The organism is Mesorhizobium sp. ESP-6-2, assembly GCF_020164675.1.
In the GTDB taxonomy this organism is placed as follows: Bacteria; Pseudomonadota; Alphaproteobacteria; order Rhizobiales; family Rhizobiaceae; genus Mesorhizobium.
This window is the reverse complement of record NZ_JAIUGT010000010.1, coordinates 37,544-61,883: the sequence shown is the minus strand read 5'-3', so window position 1 is coordinate 61,883 and position 24,340 is coordinate 37,544. Positions and strand designations below refer to the sequence as shown.

Here is a 24,340-nt window from a genome sequence, read left to right as displayed (position 1 = left end):
CCGCCGCTCCGCCATCAGTTCAGCTTGGCGGCGGACGGTCCGCATTCCGCCAGTAACGTGTATGTTCATGTGGGGAAATTGCCGCTGCAGTTCTCGAACAAGCGCGTCAAGGGTCGTCGGCGGCGAGACACGTTCCCATGTTTCGAGACTCGGCTGTTGAGCGCCGTGTCGAATATGGCCCCCGCCAAAATCGGGACGAACCTCAACCAGCACACGGGTTGACCCGACCTTGAGAAGAGTTCCCGAAATTCTAAGCATTGATGAAACGGCAGCAGGGTTCAATAGCTGCTTATGCTAGCCTTTTGCGTCAGGAAAAACAAATGTCGCATTGCTGTGCTCGATCGCCGAGCGTAGCACCTATCGGGCACGGGTCGCCGCACGAGACATAAGCCGCTCTGGTGCCCACGAGCGACTAGCTAGAAGGCAATCTTTATTCCGAGCTTGGCGCCGATGGTGGAACTGTCGGACGACGCCTTGCCACGGACTTCGCCGTTGACGGTGGTCAACTCCGATATCTTCAGGTTGAACCCTGCCGTTAGCGCCATGGAAAAATCCGCATCGTCGAAGTCGATCTTTCGGGTACCGATTTCGGTCGTATTCTTGTAGTCGAAACGCTGCTGCAATTCGCCTCGCGCATAGGGGCTGAACACCATGCCGTTGCTAAGCGTGTAATCGCCATAGATGCCGGGCTCTAACTTGATCGCGCCAAAGGAGAGTTGGCTCTTGCCGAACTCGTTGCCGCCGCTGTCGGTATAGGGATCGCCGCGGAACGAAACGCCAAGCAGTCCGCCACGCAGGTCAAATCGGGTGCGTTCGCCCAGGGTGAAGATATGCCCGACCGATCCCGTGACGGCGTAGCCCCTGGTGTCATAGCTGCCAGTGGTGCCGAGCACGCCGTTGGTCACATCGCTTCCGCCGAAGAAGCCGGAGGCGGAGACTAGCGCGTAGTTGTAGTCCTTGCGAAACAGCGCGTAAGCGCCGAACATGCCGGCCTTGTTTGTGCCTTCGCCGATGGCATCAAATCCGTTGAACGCACCGAGGCTGACATCGGTCGAGGCATAGCCGGCGAAAACGCCGATGTTCAGGCCATACTCCTTGTCGAACTGGAAGTGTTTGGCGGCATTGAAATCCAGGCTGATGGCGGCCGAAAAATCATTGGCATCGAAGCTCGGGCCGGGGCCATTCAAACCACCGCCGCTGATGTTGTAGCCGTCATGCTCGGTATGGGCGAACTGGCCGGAGGCAAAGACGCCGAAGCTAGACGAAACCGGCACCATTCCAGAGCCGCTTGCGGGCGAGAGAGGAAGGTCGGCATCGAGCGCGTCGCGGTTTATGCCATAGACAGCGTCGATTGCCACGTCGACCGCGCCGGCATTGGTGGCGCTGGTGGGCGCCGCGGCAATGCCGAAATTGGCTGGTGTGGCACGCAGGAACAAGCCGCCTGGGCCAGTTACGAGTTGATAGGTAAAAAGCGAACCCGGCGTGCCGGGAATGCCCAGGACATTGAAGGTCCCGGTAACCGGCCCGCTGGCAAAGACGATGATCGGGATATCGGTCGCCTGGGCGAATTGCGGCGTGCCCAGCAGATTGACGAGGATGGTGTTGGTGCCGGTCGCCGAAAACGTGCCGGTGACGATCTTGTCCGCCTGGACAGTCTGCTGATCGATATCGAGCCCTAGCTGGGCATTGTTGAGCGCGAGACCGCCAAGCGTGAATATGTCATCGGCAACGCCATCGAGCATGGTGATGGTCGACCCAACCACGTTGGCCGTACCGCTCAGACCGGCGTTGCCATCGATGATGAGCGTGGAGCCATCCACCAAATTCAGCAAGTTAATAAAGTTCATGCCCGTGCCGAATTTGATTGTCGAGGGGTCGACGGTGACGCTGTCAAATCCTTCAAACAACTGGGTCTTCGTGCCGCCCGCAGAGAGGTCAGTATCGATGATGGTGGCAACGGCGTTGGTTCCGCTGAAGACGACTCCGTCGCGCAGGCTGATTGGCGCTGGCGAAAGCGGGTCGTTGATGACGAGACTGGATAGACCGGTGATATTGCCACCGATTGCGCCGCCAGTCAGAGTGACCGTTTCGGCCTCGACATCACCGGCGATTGAACCGCCTGACATCGCGACCTGGTCGATACCGCTACCCCCTGTGACATCGCCGCCGATCGAGCCGCCCGAGACGGTGATCTGGTCGGCGCCATCATTGCCCGCGACGAAGGAGTCGATTATGCCGCCGTCGACGGTCAGGGTGTCGTTGCCGTTGCCGCCGCTCACGGCGCTGCCAAGATGACCGCCGGTCATCGTGAATGTGTCGTCGCCGTCTTCAAGTCCGACTGCATCAGGCCCGATCCCGGCACTACCCTGGATGTATGCGGTGCCCGAAATGATCACTATGTCGTTCTGGCTGCCTGCGAAGATCGAGCCATCGATCGTACCGCCGCTCGCATTGAAAGTGTTGCCACCACCAAGACCAAACACCGATCCCGTAATCCTGCCGCCCGTTACGCTGACCAAGTCCGGGCTGCCTCCCGAAAGCAGGACATTGCCGCTGATTATACCGCCCATCTGGTTGATAGTGTTGGGGGCGCTCGCGGTCAGATCGATCGCGCTGCCGGCAGTGCCGGTGATCGAGCCTGTGTTGGAGATCGTGACCGCGGCCGCCGTGTTTGCGAGAATACCCGTTGTGCCTGCGATTGAACCGGCGTTATTCACGCTCGCTGCGCGGCCGGTGCCCGACACAAGCTCGATGCCGACCGTGGTTCCGCTTACTGTCGCGCCGCTTCCCACCGTCACCGTGGTCGTCGAACTGGTGACGGCGGATTCGTTGCGGGCGTAGATGCCCGCGCCGCCATTGCCTGTCACCATGCCAGTGGCGGTGATCGACAATGAGCCTGTGCCCCCGTTGAGAGCGCGGATGGCATCTATGCCACCGCTCACATTCGCAGCGCTGATCGTGAGATCTGCACCGGAATTGTTATCGGCAAGAATGCCGATATTTGTCGTGCCTGTCACTGAACCGGTGGCATCGATCGACAAGGCGCCGTTTCCCCTGTTGATTGCGGCAATGCCGTATCCCCCGCTGCCGTAAGAGGTGAAGGGATACCCTACAGCACCCGCACCGCTCACGACGCCAGTGGTGGTGACCGAGAGCGCGCCGCTTCCATTGTTAAGGGCGACGATGCCGGAGGATGCACCGCTCACGTCTACGGCGTTGATCGTCAGATTGGTTCCATCGTTGTTGGCGTAGATGCCGTCTGCCCCAAGTCTGCACTCGCAAGATTCATAGCCCATTCCCTCGCCGCTGACAGCGCCAGTGGCAGTGATCGAAAGCGCACCGCTTCCATTGTTAAGGGCGACGATGCCTGAAGATCCTCCGCTCACATCCACGACCTTTATTGTAAGATTGGTTCCATAGTTGCGAGCGAAAATGCCACTATACGTCGCTCCCTTTACTGCACCGGTGGCCGCGATATACAGCTCCCCGCTCCCGAGATTGTATGTGCTAATGCCGGCGTACCCACCTGTCACCTCCGCCGCTTTGATTGTCAGATCGGTACCGGCCGAGCTGTTGGTTGTGAGGATGCCGGCGCCTGCCGTGCCCACCACTGTGCCCGTTGTCGTGATCGACAACGCGCCACCCGCATTGTTGCGGGCTTCGATACCGTCAAGTTCGCCAACAATAGTGGATGAATAGTTGTCGGTGAACGTCAGGCCACCTGTGCCGGTCAGCGTGAAGGCGTTGCCGCCGCTCCCCTCGCTGGCTAGTCTGGTGTCGATGCTGAATCCAGGGACTGTGGTCACGGTCAGGGGCTGTGGTTCGTCGGGGAGCGCCTGTTCCGCCGTGAGCGTGCCACCGCAGGTGTAAGTACCGCCGAGAAGCGTGCAGTCGGCAGAGGCACGGCGGACATATCCACGGTAGCCGCCCAAGAACGCGCTCGTCGCGAGCGCACTACCGAGCACAAATCGGTGGCGCAGACTGAGCGCCGGCCCGTCCGTATTTCGCAGTTTCGCACCCTGCCTCATGATTGTCACCCACTCATATACCTTGGTCGTTGGCTGTCGATGGCGGCACGACAGCCACTCCGAGAGAATCGTTCGATGGCAATTGCGGCAGCGCCCCACCCGGCGCATGGCTGACGACGGTTGCCGCGTTGGCCGAGCCCGGGCTCACTGCCATCGGGCAGGCGAAGCCGGGGATCACGGCAAGGTCGTAGAGCTCGGCCACCTGGCCGTCGATGCGGAACCAGTCGACGCAGTTACCCTTCTCAAGGTCGATGACCTGGATGCCGCACCATGGCTCCGAATCGGCTGCCGCAAGGCGGGCGTCGAGCGCCAACCCCTCGAAGCGCCGGTAGCGCGGCTTGGAAAGTCCTACGAATGCGTACTTCCCGCAAAATGCCAGCCCGCGCAGGAAGCCCGGGCAGAACGCGACTGGGTCGAAGCGGCCCGTACCGCCATTCTTCGGCAGCTCCACGCATCCGAGTTCGCCGGTGCCGGAGTTGAGCAGCCACAGTGTACCGCGGTGAAGGCGCGGCGAATGCGGCATGGAGAGCCCCTCGCACACGATCGTGCCGGTCCTGACGTCGATCACGACGCCACCGTCGGAGCGCCGGTCGCGCCAGCCGTCGATTGTGTCGGAACGGCTGACAGCCGTGACGTAGGCGGGTTCGCCCTCCTGCATCGCCAAGCCATTCAGGTGGCATCGGTCCTCGTCTACCAGCGTCGAGACGAAAGCCGGTCGCCACACTTCCGCGAAGCTGTAGCGGTCTGACAGGACAGCAAGGCAGTTGAAGCGTGTATTGACGAAGATGGGTTGGCCGGCCGCCCCTATGCCGACGTCATGCGCGTCGAGTTCCCCGGTCACGTGCACGGTGCGCGGCACGTAGCAGGCGTCAAAGATCTCATTGGCCCGCTGGTGCGCTTCCAGCGCGTTGACGAAGCGCACGAGATGGAAGCCTGCCGCTAGCATGAGCGTCCCGTCGGAGGCATGGGCCAGCCCCATCGGCCGTAGAATCGGCGTCTGGTGAACGTTGAGCCCGCCGGTCATCGGGTTGCGGCCGATGAGATAGAACAGGCCGGACTGGTATGAGGTGACCGCGAGCGCAATATCCAGCGCCTTCAGCCGCGCCACCAGCCCAGCCGACATCGAATAGGTGAGATCGGGCGAGGCTTCGGCCGGTTCGCTCTCTTCCGGGAAGGGCCCGCCCGCAGCTTCCCCGCTTGCGCGCGCAGCCATGGTGCCGATCTCCACAAATCAACTAATTAGGAATCTATGATCTCAGCTAACTAGGAAATTAGGAATGCATCATCTCCGGCTAATGTATGATCTCAGCTTCACCCAAAAGGCAAACCTTAAATGGACTGACAGAGATCATGATGCGAGGAACTCTGTCCCCCTGTTGCTCTTCGGCAACGGCAATAATTCTTGAGCAGCGACGTGACAGCGGGGCCTAAGTTCGAAGTTAAGCAGAACGTCTGACAATCATTGGCAGACGTTTACGTGAACATGGACACGACCGCGAACTCGGTCACAGCATCTAATATGATCCGACTTCTGTTTAGTTCTCGGTATCGAGCGATCATTGCCTATTTAGACATCTGCGCCGACTGTTTCCGCATCCGAAAAGCTGCCCGCCTCACGCTAATTGTCCGAGAAGATGCTGAAGCGTGGGTGATTTCGCCCCTTAGCGAAGCGGGAGACACCATGCGGGCTGAGCGGCAGGACATTCGCAAACCATCGAACCCGCCAACGATCAATAACGGCCAGTGCTCCATCGGGCGTAGCCTTCGCGCAGATGGCGCGTTTGTGCGCTTGGCTACTCCTTGATCAGGCGCCGGCAAGATCAGATTGGTACGCTCTTGCGGCGGACGCATTGTGGTTTAACGCGCGTCCATTCAGCTGAGCAGCAGGGCCGACGGACCGGCGCCATCGTTGCCGCAGCTAAAACACACCACCAATGCCTATGCCGCCACTGATGTCTGGTGGGGGGGGCGCGGGGCGTCTCGGGGCGGTCTGCGAGCGTTTCGCAGTCTTGCCTCCGGGACTGGGACGCGCGGTGACGGCGTCCGAGGCTACTTTAGCCGGCTTGGGCTTCACGATGACCGGCTGCTTGCAAATCCTGCCCGAGCGCAGAAAGAGATCGCCGAGCAGTCCGACGCTTGGCTCTGCCGTCGTTACGACCTGCTTGGTATTTCTGTAGTAGTCGGTGAGAGCACGGACTGAGCCCTTGCCCCAATCCCCATCGACCTGCATCCGGTAGCAACCCAGGCGACGAAGTTCCGTCTGAATATTGCGCGCCAGATCGCCCGTCTTGTCCTTGTCCGGCTCGCCCGCGGATGCCCCCACGATAAGGGTTTCGAGACCAGAGACGACACTTCGGCGGGCGTCTTCAACTCTTTCGTTTGGAGACAGATTGGCGACCTGAGTGCCAACCGGCTCCGGCAAGACGGCTGACGGTGCCGGAATCTCGACCGAGCGCAACGTCTGTCCAACGATAAGCACGGCGGTTTGCAGGTCATTGGAGGCAAGTTCGACCTGCAATCTCTTCTTTGCTGTGGGGTCTGCCAGGATACGTGAAAGGCTTGCGCTCAACTGTGCTGGATCGAGTACCTGTTGCTCCGTGAAGTAGAACTGCTCGCGCAGGTTCGATTGATCCCACGGCACTTGACGGCCGACCGTCAGCGCTTCGGTTTCGTTGCGTACGCGGATCATCATGTCTGAAATGCTGAGCCCGGGGATCTCGAGGTTCTTCAGCAGAGCAACGGTGAACGGGCTGTTTTCACCGCCGCCGTCGGCCGTGACATTGCCGGGCTGAGTGGCAAAGGCAACGAACGTGTTTTCGCCGACTTCAACTTGCGCCAGACCATTGCCGGACCCGGCGCCGAGCGGATTGTTGCGGCACGCGTCCAGGAATATGAACGTCTGGCGGTCGCGGCGCCCGAATCTTGCGATCACATCATTCAGCTTGATGGCGGTGGCGGTCAGTTTTTCCAGGCTTTCAGGATCGGGCGTATCGACCGGGAGCAGGTAGTTTTCGCCGTTTAACTGCACGCCATGACCGGCGTAGAAAATCAAAACTGCGCTGACCGTAGGCAGCCTTGCATCGGCTTCTCGAAGGAGCTTGGAAAATCCTTCGCTCGAAAGATCGGTGCCCGTCAGGACTTCGAAATTTAGCCGCTTCAAGCTCTCTGATAGCCTTGTGGCGTCGTTCACAGCATTGGGCAGATGCTCAAGTCGGCTGCTTTGATAGTTCGAATTGCCGATGACAATCGCCAACCGGTTGGGCGGCTGCGGCGAGGGGGTCTGCTCAACCGCGGCGCGAGCGCCAGCCGAGCCAAGAAGCAGGAAAAGCAGAAACAGTGGGACACGAAACAGAAGTCTGTTGCAGTGGGTCATGTCAGCATGCTCGCTCCAGCCTGCCTCAATCTTGGTCCAGCAACCTTCCAACCGCACCACAACGCAGGCCACAATCGGGCCTGAGCGCCTGCCCCATGCCGGCGAAGGTCACCAAAATTTATACCAAGAAACCTGTCAAGGATAGGGAAAAGGGATCTGTATGCGCTCGGTGATTGGAGTGAGGAGGACAACATGCCTCTTGCGCGGCCCGATATGGAGCGGCCAACAAAGCGGATTAGGCGATCGCTGTAACCGGGCCACAGACTGGCCAAGCATATCAATCGGGATACTCGCCAACCGAGAGCAAGTGTTCTATTGTGTCTGTGGACGCCGCATGATCGGACGTCGATACGCCAGTCGGGTTCGGCGGGCAGGGGGTTCCATGTTCGAGATCCTCGGATTTTGGTCGAAAGCACGGCCAAGCTGGCGCGCCACAAAGGCGCTCGGTTTGACCATTGTGCTGTCCGCGGTCATTTTGTCCGGATTGGGAACCGCGAACGCGCAGACAAACTGGACGCTCGATCCGACTGCTTCGGTCCTCACCTATCAGTCGGTCAAGAAGAACACGATCGTCGAAACCAACAAGATCAGGAATATTTCGGGCAGCCTTACTTCGGACGGAGACGCCAAGGTCACCTTCGACCTCAACTCAGTCGATACGGGGGTCGACCTGCGCAACGTCCGGATGCGGTTCCTTTTCTTTGAGACCTTCAAGTTTCCAACCGCCGAACTGACGGCGAAAGTGGATCCGGCGGCATTTGCCGACCTCCCCACCAAGCGACGTATGAAGGCAGTTCTCCCATTCCGTCTCAACATGCATGGGGTCGACAAGGATCTTGAGGCCGATGTCGTGGTGACCATGGTCAGCGACAACATGGTCTCGGTCGCCTCGGAGGCCCCTGTCGCGGTGCATGTGGAGGACTTCGGTCTATTGCCCAATGTCGACAAGCTCCAACAGGCGGCCAATGTGACTAATATTGTTCCCACCGCGTCGGTGTCGTTCGACTTTGTTTTCACCGCCGACGGCAGCAAGCCAGCCCTCGCCCAGACCGTTGCGGCAAACACTGAGGTCGGGCCTGTGGCCACCGATGCGGCGAAGACCAACTTCAGCGATGAGGAATGCCTCAACAGGTTTGCGGTGCTGTCCCGCACCGGGGCGATCTATTTTCGCCCCGCGAGCGCGCGGCTCGATACCCAAAGCCGGCCGCTCCTTGCGGAGGTCGTCGGTGTCGTCAGCAAATGCCCAGGCCTAAAGGTCGAAGTTTCCGGACATACCGATGCCGATGGACCGGTTGCAGAGAACAAGCATTTGTCGGAGCGCAGGGCCCAGGCAGTGGCCGACGCCATTGTTGGGGCGGGCATTCCGCGTACGCAGATCACGGCGACAGGCTACGGCGAGGAGCGCCCAGTCGCGGCCAACGACACGCCGAAGAACAAGGCGCTCAATCGGCGCATCGAGTTTTCCGCTACCAAGCTCGTCAACTGAGGAAGGATTTGTTGTCCCGGTGGGTTTCGATCTAATCGCCCGTCGCAGTGGCCTTGTTCGCGCAATCGGGCTCGCGGCGGTTGCGCTGCTTTTCACCTTGACGGCAGCCAATGCCGAACGCCGTACAGCGCTGGTGCTTGGCAACTCCCAGTATCAGCATGCCCCGGCACTCACCAATCCGGTGCGCGACGCCAAGGCCATGGCCGAAAGCCTGAAAGATCTTGGTTTTGAGGTCGTTTCGGGCTTCGATCTGACCAAGTTGCAGACCCAGACGACAATAGCGCAGTTCGCAAAGCAAGTGCGCGGGGCAGACATCGCGCTTTTCTTCTATGCGGGCCATGGCTTGCAGGTCTCAGGCAGCAATTACCTTCTTCCGGTCGATGCCGCGCTGGAGGACGAGACCTCGCTCGACTTCGAGGCGGTGCCTGTAGATTTTATTTTACGGCAGATGTCGCGTGAGACCAGCATAAGGCTGATTTTTCTCGATGCCTGTCGTGACAATCCCCTTGCCGAGGTGTTGGCAAAAACCGCCGGCGTCAAGGGAGCAAAAAGCGGCCTTGCAGAAATCCCGATCGAGAATGGTGGCGCCGGCACGCTTGTCGCGTTCGCCACCAGCCCAAATCAGGTCGCCTATGACGGATCGAGCGAACATTCGCCGTTCACCTCGGCGCTGCTTGCGCATATGGGCGAAACGAATGTGTCCATCAGCGAGGCAATGAACCGTGTTACCGCCGATGTCTTCAGGACAACCGGCGGCAAACAGCGCCCTTGGAGCAATGTCTCGCTGACCACTGAGGTCGTCCTGCACAAGGTCGATCTCAACGCGCCGCTGATTGTGGGCGAGGCGAGTGCCCCGGAAAGCGGCTCGGATATGCGCAACGCCACGGCCAATCCGGCGGGCTCCGCTGACGAGAGCGGACTTGCACTCAATATGCTCCGTCAGAAAATCCCAAAGCTTGCCTCTGACGACCCCATCTTTTTCGACCGTCCGATCAATTTCGGTGATCCCGAAATCGATGGGAAAAGTATTGCGGAACTCATAAACGGCGAGCCACGCTTTAGTCCGGTGGAGGGCCTCGACAATTCGGTATGGAAAGGCAAGCATTGCAACGGCTGCCACGATTGGAACGAGACCCGGCTGTGTGATCAGGCGAAGAATTTCGCCACCAACGACGTCTCCGTTCTGCGCTTGCAGCATCCGCTTGGGACACGTTTCAAGGTGGCGCTCGCCAAGTGGGCTCAAGGTGGCTGCAAGTAGGCGGCTCGGGAAGGCATCCGACCAAATTTCCGTCTTGGTGAATGCTCTAGTATGCGTCCGCTGATTGGTGCAGTGCCTCGATCTCGGCCATCTGGATGCCCATTTCGACGAACGCCGACAGCACGGAAAAACGGTCGGCGAGCGCGACACGTGCGAGGCCGGTCAGAATTCCGGCACTGATCGCATGGGCAAGAGGAAATGGTTGCAGGGCCGATACCGACGTCGCGTCCATTTCAGCACCGTCTTCATGCGATCCCGCAGCCAAGGCAATCCAGCCGACGGGGGTTGTTGGCGGCCTCGCCGCTGCCGCTATGAGATCTGCTCGATGGCGGGGGCTGTCCGGTTCGCCCACCCAGTCACGAACAAGGGCGAGCAACTCGTGATCGGCCTGATCGAACCGGTCGCTTAGGTGGCTGAGGCATTCGTGGGCCCACCAGACCGCAGCCCGCTCGGGAAGCAGGTAGGCGCAAAATGTAATCGCTTCCTCGGGAATACCCCCGGCGAGGAGGTCACGGCAAAATGCGAGCGAGGGCTGTTCGGTTGGTGGAGTCCGCATCTCCTTGCCAATCGCGGGAAACGCCGTGAAAAGGTCCCGTGCCGTTTTGAATCGGAGCCCATTGACCATGAACGCCACGCTTTCATCCAGGAGCTTTGGCCACTCAAGCCTCCGGCGCGGCGCGGGTCAAGTCTCAAGCCGTGCCGCCTCAAAAACAGTCGAGCCGATTTCGCCTCCGACGTTGGCGACAGACAATCGCGCTGGAATTTGGTATGCTGCCGGTCAATTAAAATCGGATGCTCGAAATCGGATACTCAAACAGGAGGAGCGCTATGCTGTGGAAACGTTCAGTCTTTGTGTTGGCGGTCGTGTGTTTCTCGACCCATGCCAGCGCCGACCCGGCTCGAAAATCAGAAGACATCGTGAAGTTTTTTGCCGGTGCAGCTAACCTTGGCAAGTCTCGAGGAATTTGTGTTGGCTCCGAAGAGGAGTGCAAAAGCAAGAGGACGCCAGATGCGCAAGAAGGAGGCAAATCCAACCTCGACATGCTGATCAATTTCGGGTTGGACTCCGCCGAGCTCGACGCGACTGCTCGAGCTGAGCTCGAAGAGTTCGCCAAGGCGTTGAAGGACAACCGGCTGAGCACTTTCAACTTCGTGGTCGAAGGCTATACCGACGCCACCGGCACGGTGCACTACAACCAAGGCTTGTCACAACGAAGAGCGAAATCGGTAGCGGCCTTCCTGACGGCCAGCGGTATTGAGCCCGCGCGCATCAATGCCGTGGGCATGGGCGAAAACAACCCGCGCAACGCCAACCCGTACGATCCTGCGAACCGCCGCGTGGAAATGCGGATAAAGACACAATAGCCGTTCCAAACTGCGCGGCGGCCGTAGGCGGCAACAGTCTCGGTGTGAGAGACCTAGGCCGCGACGGGATGCTCAGAGCGTAGCCTGGATCGAGCCTATGAGGGCCGAAATGGCGTGCTTGTACTTTTCGAACTCCGGCGATGTCTGACGGATTTCGGTGGTGGTGGTTTGCGAGCTGACGTTGGTGGCCAGACGGCTCAGCTTCTGGCCCATTTTTCTTTCGGCCCAGTCCACCACATAACTGGCTGTCTTGCCGGTGAGAAAGGGGTTGGCCTGGATGACGGCCGATCCCAGCACAGCGCTCAGTTGCGCCGATCCTGCTGCCGACAGCACCTGATGTGCGCCTTCCATTCCAAGGAAATGACAAAGATAGAGTCGGCCCGCCGTGATCTGGTGACCGCGCTGACGAAGGTAGGCCTCGCCTTCGCGCGCCAGATTGCGCACCATCTCTCGCGAAATCGTGGCGTCGTAGCGCAGAGCGAGCAGGTCGGCGGTCGAAAGGGAACGGGCAAGCTCCGGGCGGTAGGTATTCATCATCCTGATCCACGTCTTCGTTATGAACTGGCCAGCGCCGGTTGCAGAAGAATTAGGATTCTTGGCGCGAGCACTGCCGCCACTCTCGACATGAACGATGCGCTCGGTGAGCGTTTCGACGGCGGAGTCGTCTGGGGCGACAGCGGTAACCGTGCCCAAGGGGTCGATTGCCTCGCCATTTTGATAAAGTTCGAAATGCAAATGAGGTCCGGTCGAAAGCCCGGTGGTGCCGATATAGCCGATGATGTCGCCGGCCTTCACCTTGGTGCCGGCGCCGCCTTCGATTGCAAATTTCTGCATATGGGCATAACGCGTCTCACGGCCGTTTTCGTGCGAGATCTTGACCAGATTGCCATAGCTTCCCCCGTCGCCCTGGAAGGTGATCTCGCCATCGAAGGCGGCTGCGATCGGTGTGCCCACGGGCGCCGCCCAGTCGACGCCCTTGTGGATGCGCACGGTCCCAAGGATGGGGTGCTTGCGTGGCCCGAAGGTGGAGGTCATGACACCATTGACCGGCGTGACCATGCCATTGGTGACTGTCAGCGAGCGAACCTGATCATCACCCGTCACGCACGCAAACTGGCCGTCGCTTTGCTGGAAAACGAAACAGTCGAGGCTATTTTCGCTCCCCTGGACACCCACATAAAGCACCCGCCCCGCCTCCTCGTTCTTGTCGCGTGGCGTCTGCGAATAGATCAGCACCAGACGCTGATCCTCACTTGCAAAGGCGTCCAGGTCCTGTCCTCGCGACAGGTACATGATCGCCTCGCCGATCACACTGGTCGGAACACTGTTGCGGGCTGCTGTCGAATAGATGGCGTCGAGCAGACGGTACTGTCGTTTGTGAGTGCCTTCTTCCTGTGCGCCCGAATAGTTGAACAGATCTTCGCGGACCCAAGGATCAACCCCCGAGACGAATGCGCCAGCGGCGTCACGCGTCAGCGTGCCGACAAACACGTTCCTGGCGTAGATCGAAACCTGCATCAGGGACATCGTTGTCGTCTCGCGCTTCGGCCTGAACCCGCGCATGGCAACGACGTAGCCCGCTTCCAGACCGTCCCGGTTGAAAACCGCCTTGAGGGCCTCTCCTGCCAGCTTGGCATCGTCTGCGGAGAAATGCGCGTCCAAGGCTACGCTATCCAGAGTGCGATCGTTGAGGACCTTCACGAACGTGTCTTCAGTCGCCTCGAACCGCTGATACTCATTCGTGACGGCCGCCACGCTCGTATTGTTTTCGATCTGGGTCTTCTGGAATGTCGGTAGGGCTGCATCGCCTGCATCGATCGTCTCACCCCAGCCCGCTTCGGGATCGTCGGCATCCGCCTTTTGATTGGAACTGGCCTCAAGATTGCTCGTGGCAGGCGACGGCTGAAGATCGTTCTGCAGATCGCTGGATGGCGCGTCAGGCGTGTTCCGTTGTGCCTGGAAGAATGCGAAATCCTCCTGCGTCGAGGGTATTGTCGTCATGAATTTTTCGCTGGCGCTCAGCATGACGTCGGACAGGACTTCGATCTGGGGCGAAACGCCGGCCTGTTCGAGTTCTGCGGGGCGCGGGAGCACTCTGCCCTTCGTTGCGGCCCCGGCATCTGGCGCAAGGGTTATCCACATCGGGTCCCCCGCCAGGTCGATAATGGCGGGCACGTAGATGGATGCGTCGGCCGGCACATCGTCCGCTCCCTCGACGGCGTGCAACTCCTCGTCTTCGTCGCCGAATGACCAATAGTCGGCTGTAAGGTAGAAACCGGCGGCAACGGAAAGCAGCAAAGCCAGGACCATGCCCGCCGTGAGCCTGCGCCATAGCGTGCGCCGGCGAAGGGCGGCGCGCGCCTGCTTCTTCTGCCTGAAGCTCGTGTCGAGATGGTGCGTCACGGATTGCTTCCGGTCAGGAAGAACGTCCACCGTACTTGTTCGAGCGTATCGACTTCGAGAAATTGCGCGGCGATGTGGCCGCGCTGCCAGCATTCGTCAATGCCACGGATCGAGAAACGTCGCCGATCGATGCACATTTCGATCGATCCTGTGAGGATGGCGTGACCAAACACGTCCGTTGCATAGATGTAGACGTAGCGGTTGGTCAGCTCCTCCCGGATGACGTTCACGCATTGATTTGCTCCAATGGTCCACCAGCCGTCGGTCTGGTCCGCATCGTCGACTTTCTGGCCGACGGCGAGATTGACGACATCGAGTGTCTGATTGCAGACCGTGAACTCGGCTCGCGCTTGGCTGGACGACAGCACGGCCAGCAGTGCGGCGCCCAAGATGACTGCTAGCCTGCTGCGCCGGGTCAGGGCAGATAAGGCCCGCACCGGATCATCCTGCTTGCCAGGCAGGGCGGCAGACAAGTGGGACAAACACGAGCAGCGGCGTTCCATCGGCGCCCATGCTATCCGCCGAGCCGAAAATACTTGGCAGTGGCTGAGAACTGAGATCCGTCGGTTTCGATTTCCTCGAGGATTTTCGGCAACAGCTCCGAAGCCGGCGTCGGATTGGAGAACGAAGCCGCCTGAATGTCCTGAGGGCCAGTGATGACGAGTATTATCTGCGGCACGGATTTTCCAGCAGCCTTGTCGGCGGCGCCGAGACCAATTGGGATCCTGAAGGTCGCCTTGTCCGATTCTGCGACGACGCGGTCGTCGAGATTGAAAACCATGCCTTTGTGATCGATCAGCAGGACGCTGGAAATGAGCCCGCCACGCGTCATCAATGTGCCGCTGATTGGCGTGCCGTTCGGCACAGATGTCCGGTCAAGCACAAGCTTCGGCTGGGCGTTCTCAGTCTGCCCAAGAAAGCGCAGAAAATTGGTTACCTCGCATTGGCTTGGCTCAATGAGGCGGACGCTGATGTCCGGTTCGACATGGAATTTTGCCTGGAAGTCGGCGAGCATGCGCTCGAATGGCTGGACCGCCGTGCCAAATCCTTCGATCGCGGCGGCTTTGTCGCTAGCAGACGTCACGGCAGCATAAAAACAGTCACCGCCGCCGAAGTGGCGAACCCAGGCAGTTCGTTGCGCGATATCGTCGACGCTGGCGGGCATCGCTGGTTTGGGGACGTTCAACGCCACGACGGGTTGGTCCGGCTGTTTGATTGTCGGCAACCCAGAATTTTGGCTGTCGGCGTTGGCGATGACCGGTGGGGCGGCATTGGATTTGGGTTTCGGTGTTGGGGGTGCCGGCGGCGGATTCGTCCGTAGCTCGGGCGTTTTGGCCTCGACAATCTCTGGCTGAGGCGGCGGTGGTGTTTGGACTGCTTCGGCTGGTGGCAGGGTTGGGGCGGTCGCCTCTGACGGCGACACCGGCGTTTGCCTATCGGGGGCCATCGCATCGGATCGGATCGGCGGTGCCTTTTCGGGCGGCTGCGCGTCCGTCGCGGGTGGCTTTGGCGGGACCTCGGTCCGCAAGGGGAGGTCGACGGGCTTGGCCGCCGGCGGCTTTTGCGCTGCCACAGCATCAGGCAGGTCCTCAGCCGGTGGTGTGGAGGCCCGCCCTTTCGGCTGCGCAGGCGGAACCGCTTTTGGCGGCGCGCGGGTGTTACCGACAGTGTGCGTCGGAGCGGGCTTCGGCGTTTCGGGCGCGGGCCTTGCTGGCTCGGCAGCGGAAAGCGACGTCGTGCCCACGGTCGGCGTCGCGGGCATCATGATGCCGTTCAGATAGAGGCCGCCCCCAGAGGCGACAGCCAGCGTCGCCAAGGCGGCGAGCGTGATGGTTCGGGCCTTTGTGGGTCGGCCAGGCACATCAGCCGTGCCCGCCCCCGAGGCGAGGACGGCCGGACGTGGCGGCCCAGACAAAAGCGGGGGCCGCATATGCTCGACAAAGCGCTGCCCGCCTGCACCCGTCGCGGGCACATTGTCATGTCGCTCGACTTTCGGCGGCCGGGCCTCATTCTTGCTTTCCGGAGCAGAGCCTTGCCCTGTGCGCTTCAGCCCCGGCTGTTCGCGGAGCGTGACGGAAGGCGGCCGCATTGTCGCCTCTTCGTCACGGGTCATTCTGGCGACTTCCGCCATGCTGACCGGCCGGTCCCGCGGATCCGGTTGCAGCATGGCTTCGACTATGCCGCGAAAATCATCGTCGATATCGGAAAGATCGGGCACAGTCCGGCGCTTTTCGATGACTTCGAACTGCGAGCCGCTCATATCGATCGGCTTGCCGCGCAAAGCGGCGACCAGCACCAGCCCCAGGCTGTAGATGTCGGACTGCTCACTGACGTCGCCACCGTAGAGCCCGAGTTGCTCGGGTGAAACGTAGTTGTACTTTCCCGCGAACTTTCCGCCGATCAGGGTTTCTCCGCCCACGGTCGCCGAGCGTGCGATACCGAAATCGATGATCTTTGCACGGTCAACCCGGTCTCCCGGCAGGATGATGTTATCTGGCGAGAGGTCGCGGTGTATTGCTCCGGCCTGGTGCACAGCGCTTAGGCCGGATGCGAGGCGGTGGCAGAGCTTGCGTACCTCTGCCGTCGGCATCGCCCCACGCCGCATGATGTCGAACAGCGATGCGCCGTCGACGAATTCCATGGCGAGGTAGGGCCGACCGATGCCCGGATCGATCGTGAAGACGTGATAGCGTACGACCGCATCATGCGAGAGGTGATTGAGGATAGTCGCCTCTTTGCGAAACAAGGACAAGATCGTTTGGTCGCGGGCGAACTCTGGCAAAACGATCTTGATGGCGACATGGTCGCCGGTCTGGATGTTGTGGCCCCGGTAGACCTCGCCCATGCCGCCGAATGCGATCCGCTCGTCAAGTTCATAGATGCCGCTGAGTTGCGTCCCCACGACGGTGTTGGCTGCGCCGGGCGATATCCGCGTCTTGTCGTCCTCGCTCATCAGCGTCGCCCCTCTGCTTTGGACAGATCCGGACGAGGCGATTGTCTAACGTGCCCGCCGCCGATCTTCACAAGCACGACGGTCACATTGTCAGTCCCGCCACGCGCCAGAACCATTTCCAGCAGGTTTTCGCAGGCCGCCTGAGCTGTTGCGGACACGGTCGCTGCCTTGATTTCGGCATCGGTGACATGCGCCGTTAGGCCATCCGTGCTCAACACAAAAACGTCACCCGGCAAGATTTCGCCTTGCTGGAAATCGATGACAACCTCGTCGTTGACGCCGACCGCCTGGGTAATGACATTGCGGCGCGGCCAGGTGAGCGCTTCGGCTTCGGTGAGCATGCCTGTGTCGAGGAGCTCCTGCACTTCGGTATGATCTTTCGAGATCTGCGAGATCTCGGCGTCGCGGATCAGATAGACGCGGCTGTCACCAGCCCAGAGGCAGGCAAACCGCCCGTCCATGACCAGTAGCGCAGCGAAAGTGGAGCCGATTGTTATGCCGCGCGATTCGGATATGCCGCGGATCTCGGCATTGGCCCTGCTCAGCCTGTCCTCGAAGCGCGCCCGAAGATCAGGTGCGGAGCTTGCAATGCCGATCGTTGCAAGGTGATCGACGATACTGGCTGAAGCGACCTCTCCGGCGTCGTGCCCACCCATTCCGTCGGCAACCGCCCACAGGCCAGTTTGGGGCTCGACCAGGTAGTTGTCTTCGTTGAGCTCCCGCACGCAGCCTCTGTGGCTGACGCCGAAGCTTTCAACGGGAAGGGCGACATTGTTCAATTTGCCACCAAACGCTTCTTCAGCGTCCTCCGCGGCGCACCTTCGGGCGCGCGCTCACGCCACTTTGCCATAGGCTCAGCCATTAAAGTATCGAAAACTAAAATATGTTTGCGTCTGGTTGTGCGCTTCGGCGGCTTGCTATCCAACATCTGCGTCTCAAAACGCCTTGGGACAGGTGAACCCGGAAAGGGCAGGGAGCAAGAAGGGGTTGGTGCCCGAACCTGTCTGGATCGTATAGGTGACGTCGCGGCCGCCGATCACGAAGCGGGCCTGCTGGCTTCCGTCATTGCCGGTGATGGCAGCCTTGTCCAGAAGCCGCTTCAGGGCCCACGGCCCTTCGAACTGGATGGCGGAATCGCGGCCTGGCATTTCCGGCGTCAGGTTTAGACTGGCGGATCCCGAAGCTGTGCCGATCGGCCAGGCCACCGTGCCTGGTCCGTTGCCCGTTTGGTTGCTCTGGATAGTCTGACCGTCGACATCGAGTATCGCCGTGTCGGCATCGCCATGCAGGGAGAAGGGTGTGAAGGTGATGCTGACGGAGGGCACTGAACCGCCCGATGGAAAAAAGGCATTGCGGATTTCCGCGGCGAGCTGGAAATCCTTCAAGGTCGATTTCGACAGGTCACGTCCAAAGCGCGCATCTTGTTTCCAACTCCAGTCCTGGCCGGTCATGTCTATCAGCGATGCAAGATATTGTGCGAAGAACCGGTCCATCAGCCCGCCCGGGGCGAACAGTTTCGCGAAATCCTCCACCGCGATATCCTGCGTGCCGTTGCCGTCGAAGGGGTAACGACCGTTGATCACTGCCTCACAGGGTACTGTGACCGCCTGGTCAAGTACCTGGTTCAAGTTTGCCACCGAGGTTTCGGCGACGTTGCCTTCAAACTCATCTGCCGTCGCGTCGACCATCCGGCCGAGCTGCTTGGGCAGACGCGAGACATTGGCGCGAAGGGTCGCTACTTGCAGCTGCAAATTGCTATTGACGCGCTCCATCTGCGAAGGAACGTCGGCCGCCAGTCGCAGGCTTTGGTAGATATCGCTGAAGTTCTGAGTCAGTGCATCGATTGGGCGGTGTCCGGCAGGGCCGTTTACCAAGGTCTGGAAGGATCTGAACCGCGCTTCAATGTTCGCGCCCGGACTCAGGTTTTGTGCGTCAGCGGACCTTGTGCCGGCGCGACCTTGCGATTTGCCTTTGGCGATGTGTATGCCGATGCGGGCCAGGCCCTTGGCTAAATCAACGGCGCTCCGTTGCTGGTTTGGAGCCGTGCCTGCTTCGGCCTCGACGCCCGGACTGTCACCTGGATCATGCGTCAGAGCCGTTTCATTGGCGATCGCCGCAAACAGCCGCTTTATTGGCGAGGTAGGGGAAGCAGCGGCTGAAAGGGCTATGTAGTGGGGCTTGTCTGCCAGCATCGTCTTGAATTTCAACTGGTCGAGAACGCTGTTCCACGCTGCGGCGAACTCCTTCCCGTAACGATCGAGAAGTTCGGGCCCAAGCTCGAGCAATCGCTGATCGATGTCGCCCTGTTCGCCGCCGCCACCGAGGACCCATTGTTCGTCGACAAGCATCTGCGCAAGGCGCGAAAGCTGGGCAAGGTAGAATTTGTTGAAGCCGGCATAGGTGTAGATCCCGGGAACGCGAAGGCCCGACACATCACTGCCGTCGGTACGCTCGAACAGCAGCTGCGCTTCCGGGCCACCTTTGGAGGAAACGGAAAAGTCATCCAGCGCGGCCGCGTATGCTGCCGACCTGATCAAAGCGGTCGCTCGATCGGCAAGGCTCATGCGACCGAGAGAGCGTTGGGCGGCTTCAACAAGCGGCTGGTTCAGTTCGAAAATGGGATCATAGGCGTCGTCCAATGCAAGCATTGCGCGCAGATGCTTTTCGAGGTGGCCGCGTCCTTCTCGGTTGTTTTCGCCTGGGTATCGGTTCTGTTCCCAATCCTGCTTCATCCAGGAAACGATCAGCGCGTCATCGACCTTCGGTGCCTGGCCGCCAAGCATCAAGTAGATTTTCAAAGGTTCATAGAGTGCGACGGGATCGCCCATCTTGGCTTGGATCGTACGCTCCGCCTGAATGAGCAGGCGCGAGCGGAACATGCGTTCCAGCGCTTGCCGATAAGCCGTTTCGGATGCCGAAAGAAGTCTCTCCCGCTGACTGAGGCCGAATGTCTCTCTGACCGGTGTCGGCAAGCCGCCGATATCGAACCCGGCCGGCAGGTCGCGCAATTGGTCGAGCGGGCCGATGACGTTTTCCAGGTCGACATCGCTCACCGTCGTCGCTTTGAGCAGCTTATCAGCTGTTTCGCGATATTGGGCTACGGCCTGGGCCGTGGAGGCGATGAGCGAGCGGTTGGCCGCGAAGCTCACGGCCAGCGCCCCCAATATGACGGTTGCGGTCAAAGCAATTGCGGCAAGCCCGCAATATCTGACGATCGCCGCCCGCCGGTCAGCTGATCTGTCGGATGAAACCCAACCGGATTCGGCAAAAATGACGTCCGTCAGCAGATCGTGCAGAAAGAAGCTTTTGCCGGTTCCGGAGAGATGAGGTCGGGAGTTGCTGCCGAAATCGCGACCAATGGCGCCCAGCACCTGATCGATCGGCGTTCCTTCTTGCGTGCCTGACGAAAAATAGAATCCGCGCAGGCTGACATTGACCTGGGTGCGCACCGGGTCGAACACGCCGGTTACAAAATTCGCAATTCGGCCCTTGAGGGCGCCGAACTGTGCCGGGAAGCCAAATATGGCGATCCGCGTGACCGGATCGGTTTCTTCCTGGAGGCGGTCGGTCATCTCCTCCGCCAGTCGATTTGCCAGCGCATCGAATTCGGCGGGGGCCTGGCCGGACATGTTTCTGTCGCGCTCTGCGGTCTGGAATGTGGCTCCCCATACTTTGCGTCTGCGTGGCTCATCGAAGCCGCCGAAATAATCCATGAACCCCGAAACAAGATCAGCCTTGGTGAAAAGCAGATACACTGGAAACTGGATTTTCAGCGTCTCGTAGATTTCTCGCAGGCGGCTGCGTATCTCGGCGATGTGCGTATCCAATTGCTGGTCGTCGAAGCTGATGAGATCGGCCAGGCTGATGGCCAGGATGACACCGTTTATCGGTTGCCTGGTGCGGTATCTCTTGAGCAGCGACAAGAAGGCGAGCCAGCTCTTGTTGTCGCGTTCAGCGTTGGAATCTTGCGTCGTGTAGCGCCCGGCCGTGTCGATCAGCACGGACTGGTCGGTGAACCACCAGTCGCAGGAGCGAGTGCCCCCAACGCCAGCCACCGGCTGAGCATCCCCCGAACCGGCAAGCGGAAAATTCAGACCCGAATTGACCAGGGCCGTCGTCTTGCCCGCGCCCGGCGGGCCTATGACGACGTACCAGGGGATCTCATAGAGGAAGTTGCGCTTGCCGCTAGATCGCTTGAGGGCAGCCACGGCCTCATTCATGCGCGCTTCAAGCACCCGCGAGTCGTCGCTGGGGTCGTCATTATGTGCAACGGCAGTCTCGAGCTTTTTTTGCGCCCTTCTCGCTTGCCAAAACCGCAGCCCATAAAAAACGACGAATACTGAGGCGATCACACAAATGATGGCCACGCGCCGCCAGGCAGGTCCCAGAGGAGGAGTATCGGCGAAACGGATCAACGGCCCCGCAAACCAGACTGCCGCGGCGAAACCGGCCAGCGCCATCATGCTGAATATCCGCAGCAGCCACAGCCTCATCGGCGCTGCCAACAGAACGCGTTCATAATGTCTCTTCCTTGGCGATCATCACATCGACACGGCGGTTCTTGGCGCGGCCTTCCGCCGTCGCATTGTCGGCGATCGGCTCGTCCTCTCCCTTGCCATCGACCGTTAACCGCGATGAATCGCTGAATTTCGATGCCATCATAGTTTCGACAGCCCTCGCCCGGGCGACGGAAAGGTCGTAGTTGGACTTGAACGGGCCCGATCTTCGCGGCTTCACATTGTCCGTGTGGCCGACAATCCGGATTGGACCAGGTTCGGGCTCCAAGGCTGCGGCGATATCCGCAGCAATGGGCTGGAATTCCGGCTTCGCTTCGGCCCTGCCGGACTGGAACAGCAGAAGATTATTGATTTCCACCACGATGAAGTCGCCCTTCGTGCCGATGGTCAGCGCACCGCCTTCGACGTCCTTGGCCAGTGCTGAGCGAATGCGATCGATCTGCTTGGTTGTGGCCGCGGATGGGGTGACTTTCACCGGCTCAGCCAATGGCGCGACGCTAGCTCGTTCAATGGTGACTGGTGTGGAGGGATTGAGTGCCAGCAGTGCGTCAGCGGTGGCCTCGCCTTCATTGGTGATGAAGACCCGCAACGCGAAGAACGCCGCTGTCAGCAGCGCCGACGCCGCTGCCGCAACGACCCAGAGCGGCAGACGGGCCGACGGCTGCGCCATCGTCGCCGCCAGACCCTGCCAGCGCGGCGAGATGTCCTCACTGGCGCGCGCTCTGAAGTAGCGAAGCGTCTCGTAGACGTCGCGTCTAACGCGTTCGAGGTTGTTTTCTTCTCGCGTCAGGCCTCGATATTGGCCCTCAAAACCCAGCGACAGGCAGGCATGCATCAGTTCGAGCAGATCGTAGTGCTTCTCGGGATCGGCCAGGATCTTGTTGAGTGCTTCATAGAAGCCTGTTCCAGCAGACGCGGTGTGAAAGAACTGCGACAGCATGCTGTGCCGCGCCCAGGCGTCGGTTTGCGGCCAGGGTAGGTTGCCGATGAGATCGTCGGCGGTTTCGCACAGGGCAAATTTTGCAATCCGGCTATCTTCTTCGGCAACCCCTGATTTCTCCAGCGTTCTGTCGAACTTCTCAATCGCTTCGGCGACATGGTCAGCCAGCAGCCCCGCTTGCCTCTTGATCGGGACAAGCCTGAGCCGGCCGAGCAGCACCAACAATGGTGCAGCGGCTGCAAGGATCGGGTTTGCGGCGCAATAAGTGACGTTGGCCGTGGCACCGACCAGGATCTCCTGCCGGATGGCTGGCGTCGGCACTGCCGCGGAAGCGCCGAGTTCTGCCGCGCCGGACCGAGCGCCTTGATCAATTACGGTCCCAGATATCCAGCCCGGCGCATTGCGCCGGCCGATGCCGGGATCGAACACCGTTGATTCCTTCACCCCCGGGGGCAGCCCGCCATCCGCGACAGGCTCCTGAGGGGACGGCGTTGGTTTCGGCTCACGCCTTGAAGCGGCGCGAATGACGGTCTTGCCCGCGGGGCCGAAAGGATCCTCCTTCGAGCTCATCGCCTACCGTCCCGCACGCGGCGCCAGAGCATCGCAACACGGATTGTGATCGGGCAAAGGAAATTCAGGCGCTGCTGCCCAGGGCTGTGTCCGCAGCAAAGTGGGCTGAAAGACGCTATCCCGCCGTAACATGACATTGCCGCAGACCCCAGGTCAATCAACCTTACCCGATTGGCGAACTGTCGTATGTGATTGTAATCTTAGAAAACGTCGATTGGAACCAATGCCGTGCACCGAAGCGATTTTCTTCGCCGACGACCGCACCGCGGCGGCCTTGGAGCAGTCTATTTGTGCTTTGCGGCCTTTGCGTAGGCCTCACTGAAATAGGCCAGGAATATGTCCAGCATGCCGTTTTCGTGTGCTTCCTCCATGGTCCGCCACATCGCGACATAGGCATCCCAGGCTTGGTTCTTCTTCGACGTAAACGAGGTAGGGGGAAGTTTCCTGCCGATCGCCTCAGGCGACAGGTCGTCAAGCAGCCGGGAGAGCGCGGCTTGCATTGCGGCATAGGTGGCAAGTTCGTGCGTCTTGAGATCACGGAATGCGTCTTCAATACTGCGCCTAGCATCAAGATAGCCGGCCCGGCGACGGGCGAACATAATTTCGAGGATGTCGTCGGTTGCTGGGACGAATTTCAGCGGATTGTTGTCGGCGGCGCTGATCATCGTCCGTTGTGGGCTCTTGGCCAGCATTTTCGCGGCCGCGCGCGCTTTCAGCAGCACGCTCAGTTCCTCGACCACCGCCCGCAGCACCGCGCCGATTTCGGCCGCGACTTCATGGCGGTCGCGCGATTGAAGCAATTCCGGCGAGATGCCGGCTCCTATAGCGATTTCCCGCAGCACGTCGTCCCTGGTCGAAGGGAGAGGCGCAGGTCGCGACGAGGACGGCGATCCAGGAACGCGCTTCTCGAGCCTTTGGTCAGCCGGAGTGACGATTGGCTCATCGGCGAATTCGAACGGCTTATCCGTCGCGACGGGCCTGTCTCGTTGCGTTGAACCGTGACTTGGATGGCCTGTCGCGGCGCCCTCATCGTCGATGGATACGAAGATGACATAGCGGCCGATCAGCACCCGGTCGCCGTGATCCAGCCTATGCGGGCCGGTCATGCGCTGGTTCGACCCGTTGATATAGGTCCCGTTGCGCGAGACATCATGCAACCAAAACGCGCCTGACTCGTATCGAACCTCGCAGTGCCGGCCGGAGATGAACTTGTCAGGGTCCGGTAATGTCCAGTCACAGGCCTCCCGGCCGATTTCAAAGCCACGATCGCGCGCCGCGTAGCGGGTCGAATTGCCAGCGGGTAGGGTGTCGGCATTGTTGATTTGCAGGCTGATGTACATCCTGGATCGCCGTCGATCGGTTACCGATATTGCGCCATTGTAGCAGTTTGCGCGCACAACGGGACAGCAGCGTTTCGGGATGATGAATCGAGGGGGCAAGCTCCAAT

14 protein-coding genes are annotated in these 24,340 nt (G+C 60.3%); 3 read left to right on the top strand and 11 right to left on the bottom strand.

All coding sequences use genetic code 11. From position 1 onward, the window contains the following. Positions 1-416: 416 nt before the first annotated feature. The 3 genes from LB532_RS23635 to LB532_RS23625 form a co-directional block, all read right to left on the bottom strand. Positions 417-4,028, bottom strand: a complete 3,612-nt coding sequence (locus LB532_RS23635) for a beta strand repeat-containing protein (RefSeq protein ID WP_181169400.1) — start codon at positions 4,026-4,028, stop codon at positions 417-419. Positions 4,029-4,041: 13 nt separating this feature from the next. Then, entirely contained in the window at positions 4,042-5,241 is a 1,200-nt protein-coding gene (locus tag LB532_RS23630; RefSeq protein ID WP_210239897.1) for a TIGR03032 family protein, read from the bottom strand. A 705-nt stretch (positions 5,242-5,946) separates the two neighbouring features. Then, positions 5,947-7,401: a caspase domain-containing protein gene (locus tag LB532_RS23625; protein ID WP_140640687.1), complete on the bottom strand. Its 1,455-nt coding sequence runs from the start codon at positions 7,399-7,401 to the stop codon at positions 5,947-5,949. A 382-nt stretch (positions 7,402-7,783) separates the two neighbouring features. Between LB532_RS23625 and LB532_RS23620 the strand changes: the two genes are divergently transcribed. Continuing rightward, positions 7,784-8,887, top strand: coding sequence for an OmpA family protein (locus tag LB532_RS23620; protein ID WP_140640685.1), 1,104 nt, complete (start codon positions 7,784-7,786; stop codon positions 8,885-8,887). A 19-nt stretch (positions 8,888-8,906) separates the two neighbouring features. Beyond that, positions 8,907-10,145 (top strand): caspase domain-containing protein, encoded by a 1,239-nt coding sequence (locus LB532_RS23615; RefSeq protein ID WP_140640683.1) that lies wholly within the window; start codon positions 8,907-8,909, stop codon positions 10,143-10,145. A 46-nt stretch (positions 10,146-10,191) separates the two neighbouring features. On the opposite strand, the gene LB532_RS23610 is transcribed toward LB532_RS23615, so the two are convergent. After that, entirely contained in the window at positions 10,192-10,770 is a 579-nt protein-coding gene (locus LB532_RS23610) for a DUF6931 family protein (RefSeq protein WP_181169412.1), read from the bottom strand. A gap of 203 nt (positions 10,771-10,973) precedes the next feature. On the opposite strand from LB532_RS23610, the gene LB532_RS23605 reads away from it, so the two are divergent. Next, the gene (locus LB532_RS23605) at positions 10,974-11,510 is read left to right on the top strand and encodes an OmpA family protein (RefSeq protein WP_140640679.1); all 537 of its coding nucleotides are present in this window, start codon (positions 10,974-10,976) and stop codon (positions 11,508-11,510) included. A 72-nt stretch (positions 11,511-11,582) separates the two neighbouring features. Here LB532_RS23605 and LB532_RS23600 read toward each other — a convergent pair whose 3' ends face one another. From LB532_RS23600 to tagH, 7 genes are all read right to left on the bottom strand, one after another. After that, positions 11,583-13,913 carry a M23 family metallopeptidase gene (locus LB532_RS23600; protein WP_140640677.1) on the bottom strand — a complete coding sequence of 777 codons (2,331 nt, stop codon included), beginning with the start codon at positions 13,911-13,913 and terminating at the stop codon, positions 11,583-11,585. Further along, positions 13,910-14,416, bottom strand: a complete 507-nt coding sequence (locus tag LB532_RS23595) for a DUF1036 domain-containing protein (protein ID WP_224557254.1) — start codon at positions 14,414-14,416, stop codon at positions 13,910-13,912. The genes LB532_RS23600 and LB532_RS23595 overlap by 4 nt, the downstream gene beginning before the upstream one ends. An 11-nt stretch (positions 14,417-14,427) precedes the next feature. Continuing rightward, positions 14,428-16,866, bottom strand: coding sequence for a serine/threonine-protein kinase (locus LB532_RS23590; protein ID WP_140640675.1), 2,439 nt, complete (start codon positions 16,864-16,866; stop codon positions 14,428-14,430). Next, complete coding sequence (locus LB532_RS23585; protein WP_140640673.1) at positions 16,866-17,645, bottom strand: PP2C family protein-serine/threonine phosphatase; 780 nt, start codon at positions 17,643-17,645, stop codon at positions 16,866-16,868. Before LB532_RS23585 ends, LB532_RS23590 begins: the two co-directional genes overlap by 1 nt. Before the next feature lie 156 nt (positions 17,646-17,801). Beyond that, positions 17,802-21,359: a type VI secretion system membrane subunit TssM gene (gene tssM, locus LB532_RS23580; protein ID WP_140640671.1), complete on the bottom strand. Its 3,558-nt coding sequence runs from the start codon at positions 21,357-21,359 to the stop codon at positions 17,802-17,804. 22 nt (positions 21,360-21,381) lie between these two features. Then, on the bottom strand, positions 21,382-22,752 hold the full coding sequence (tssL, locus tag LB532_RS23575) for a type VI secretion system protein TssL, long form (protein WP_318011239.1): 1,371 nt from the start codon (positions 22,750-22,752) through the stop codon (positions 21,382-21,384). Between the two features lie 425 nt (positions 22,753-23,177). Further along, complete coding sequence (tagH, locus tag LB532_RS23570) at positions 23,178-24,233, bottom strand: type VI secretion system-associated FHA domain protein TagH (RefSeq protein ID WP_140640667.1); 1,056 nt, start codon at positions 24,231-24,233, stop codon at positions 23,178-23,180. Positions 24,234-24,340 lie beyond the last annotated feature (107 nt).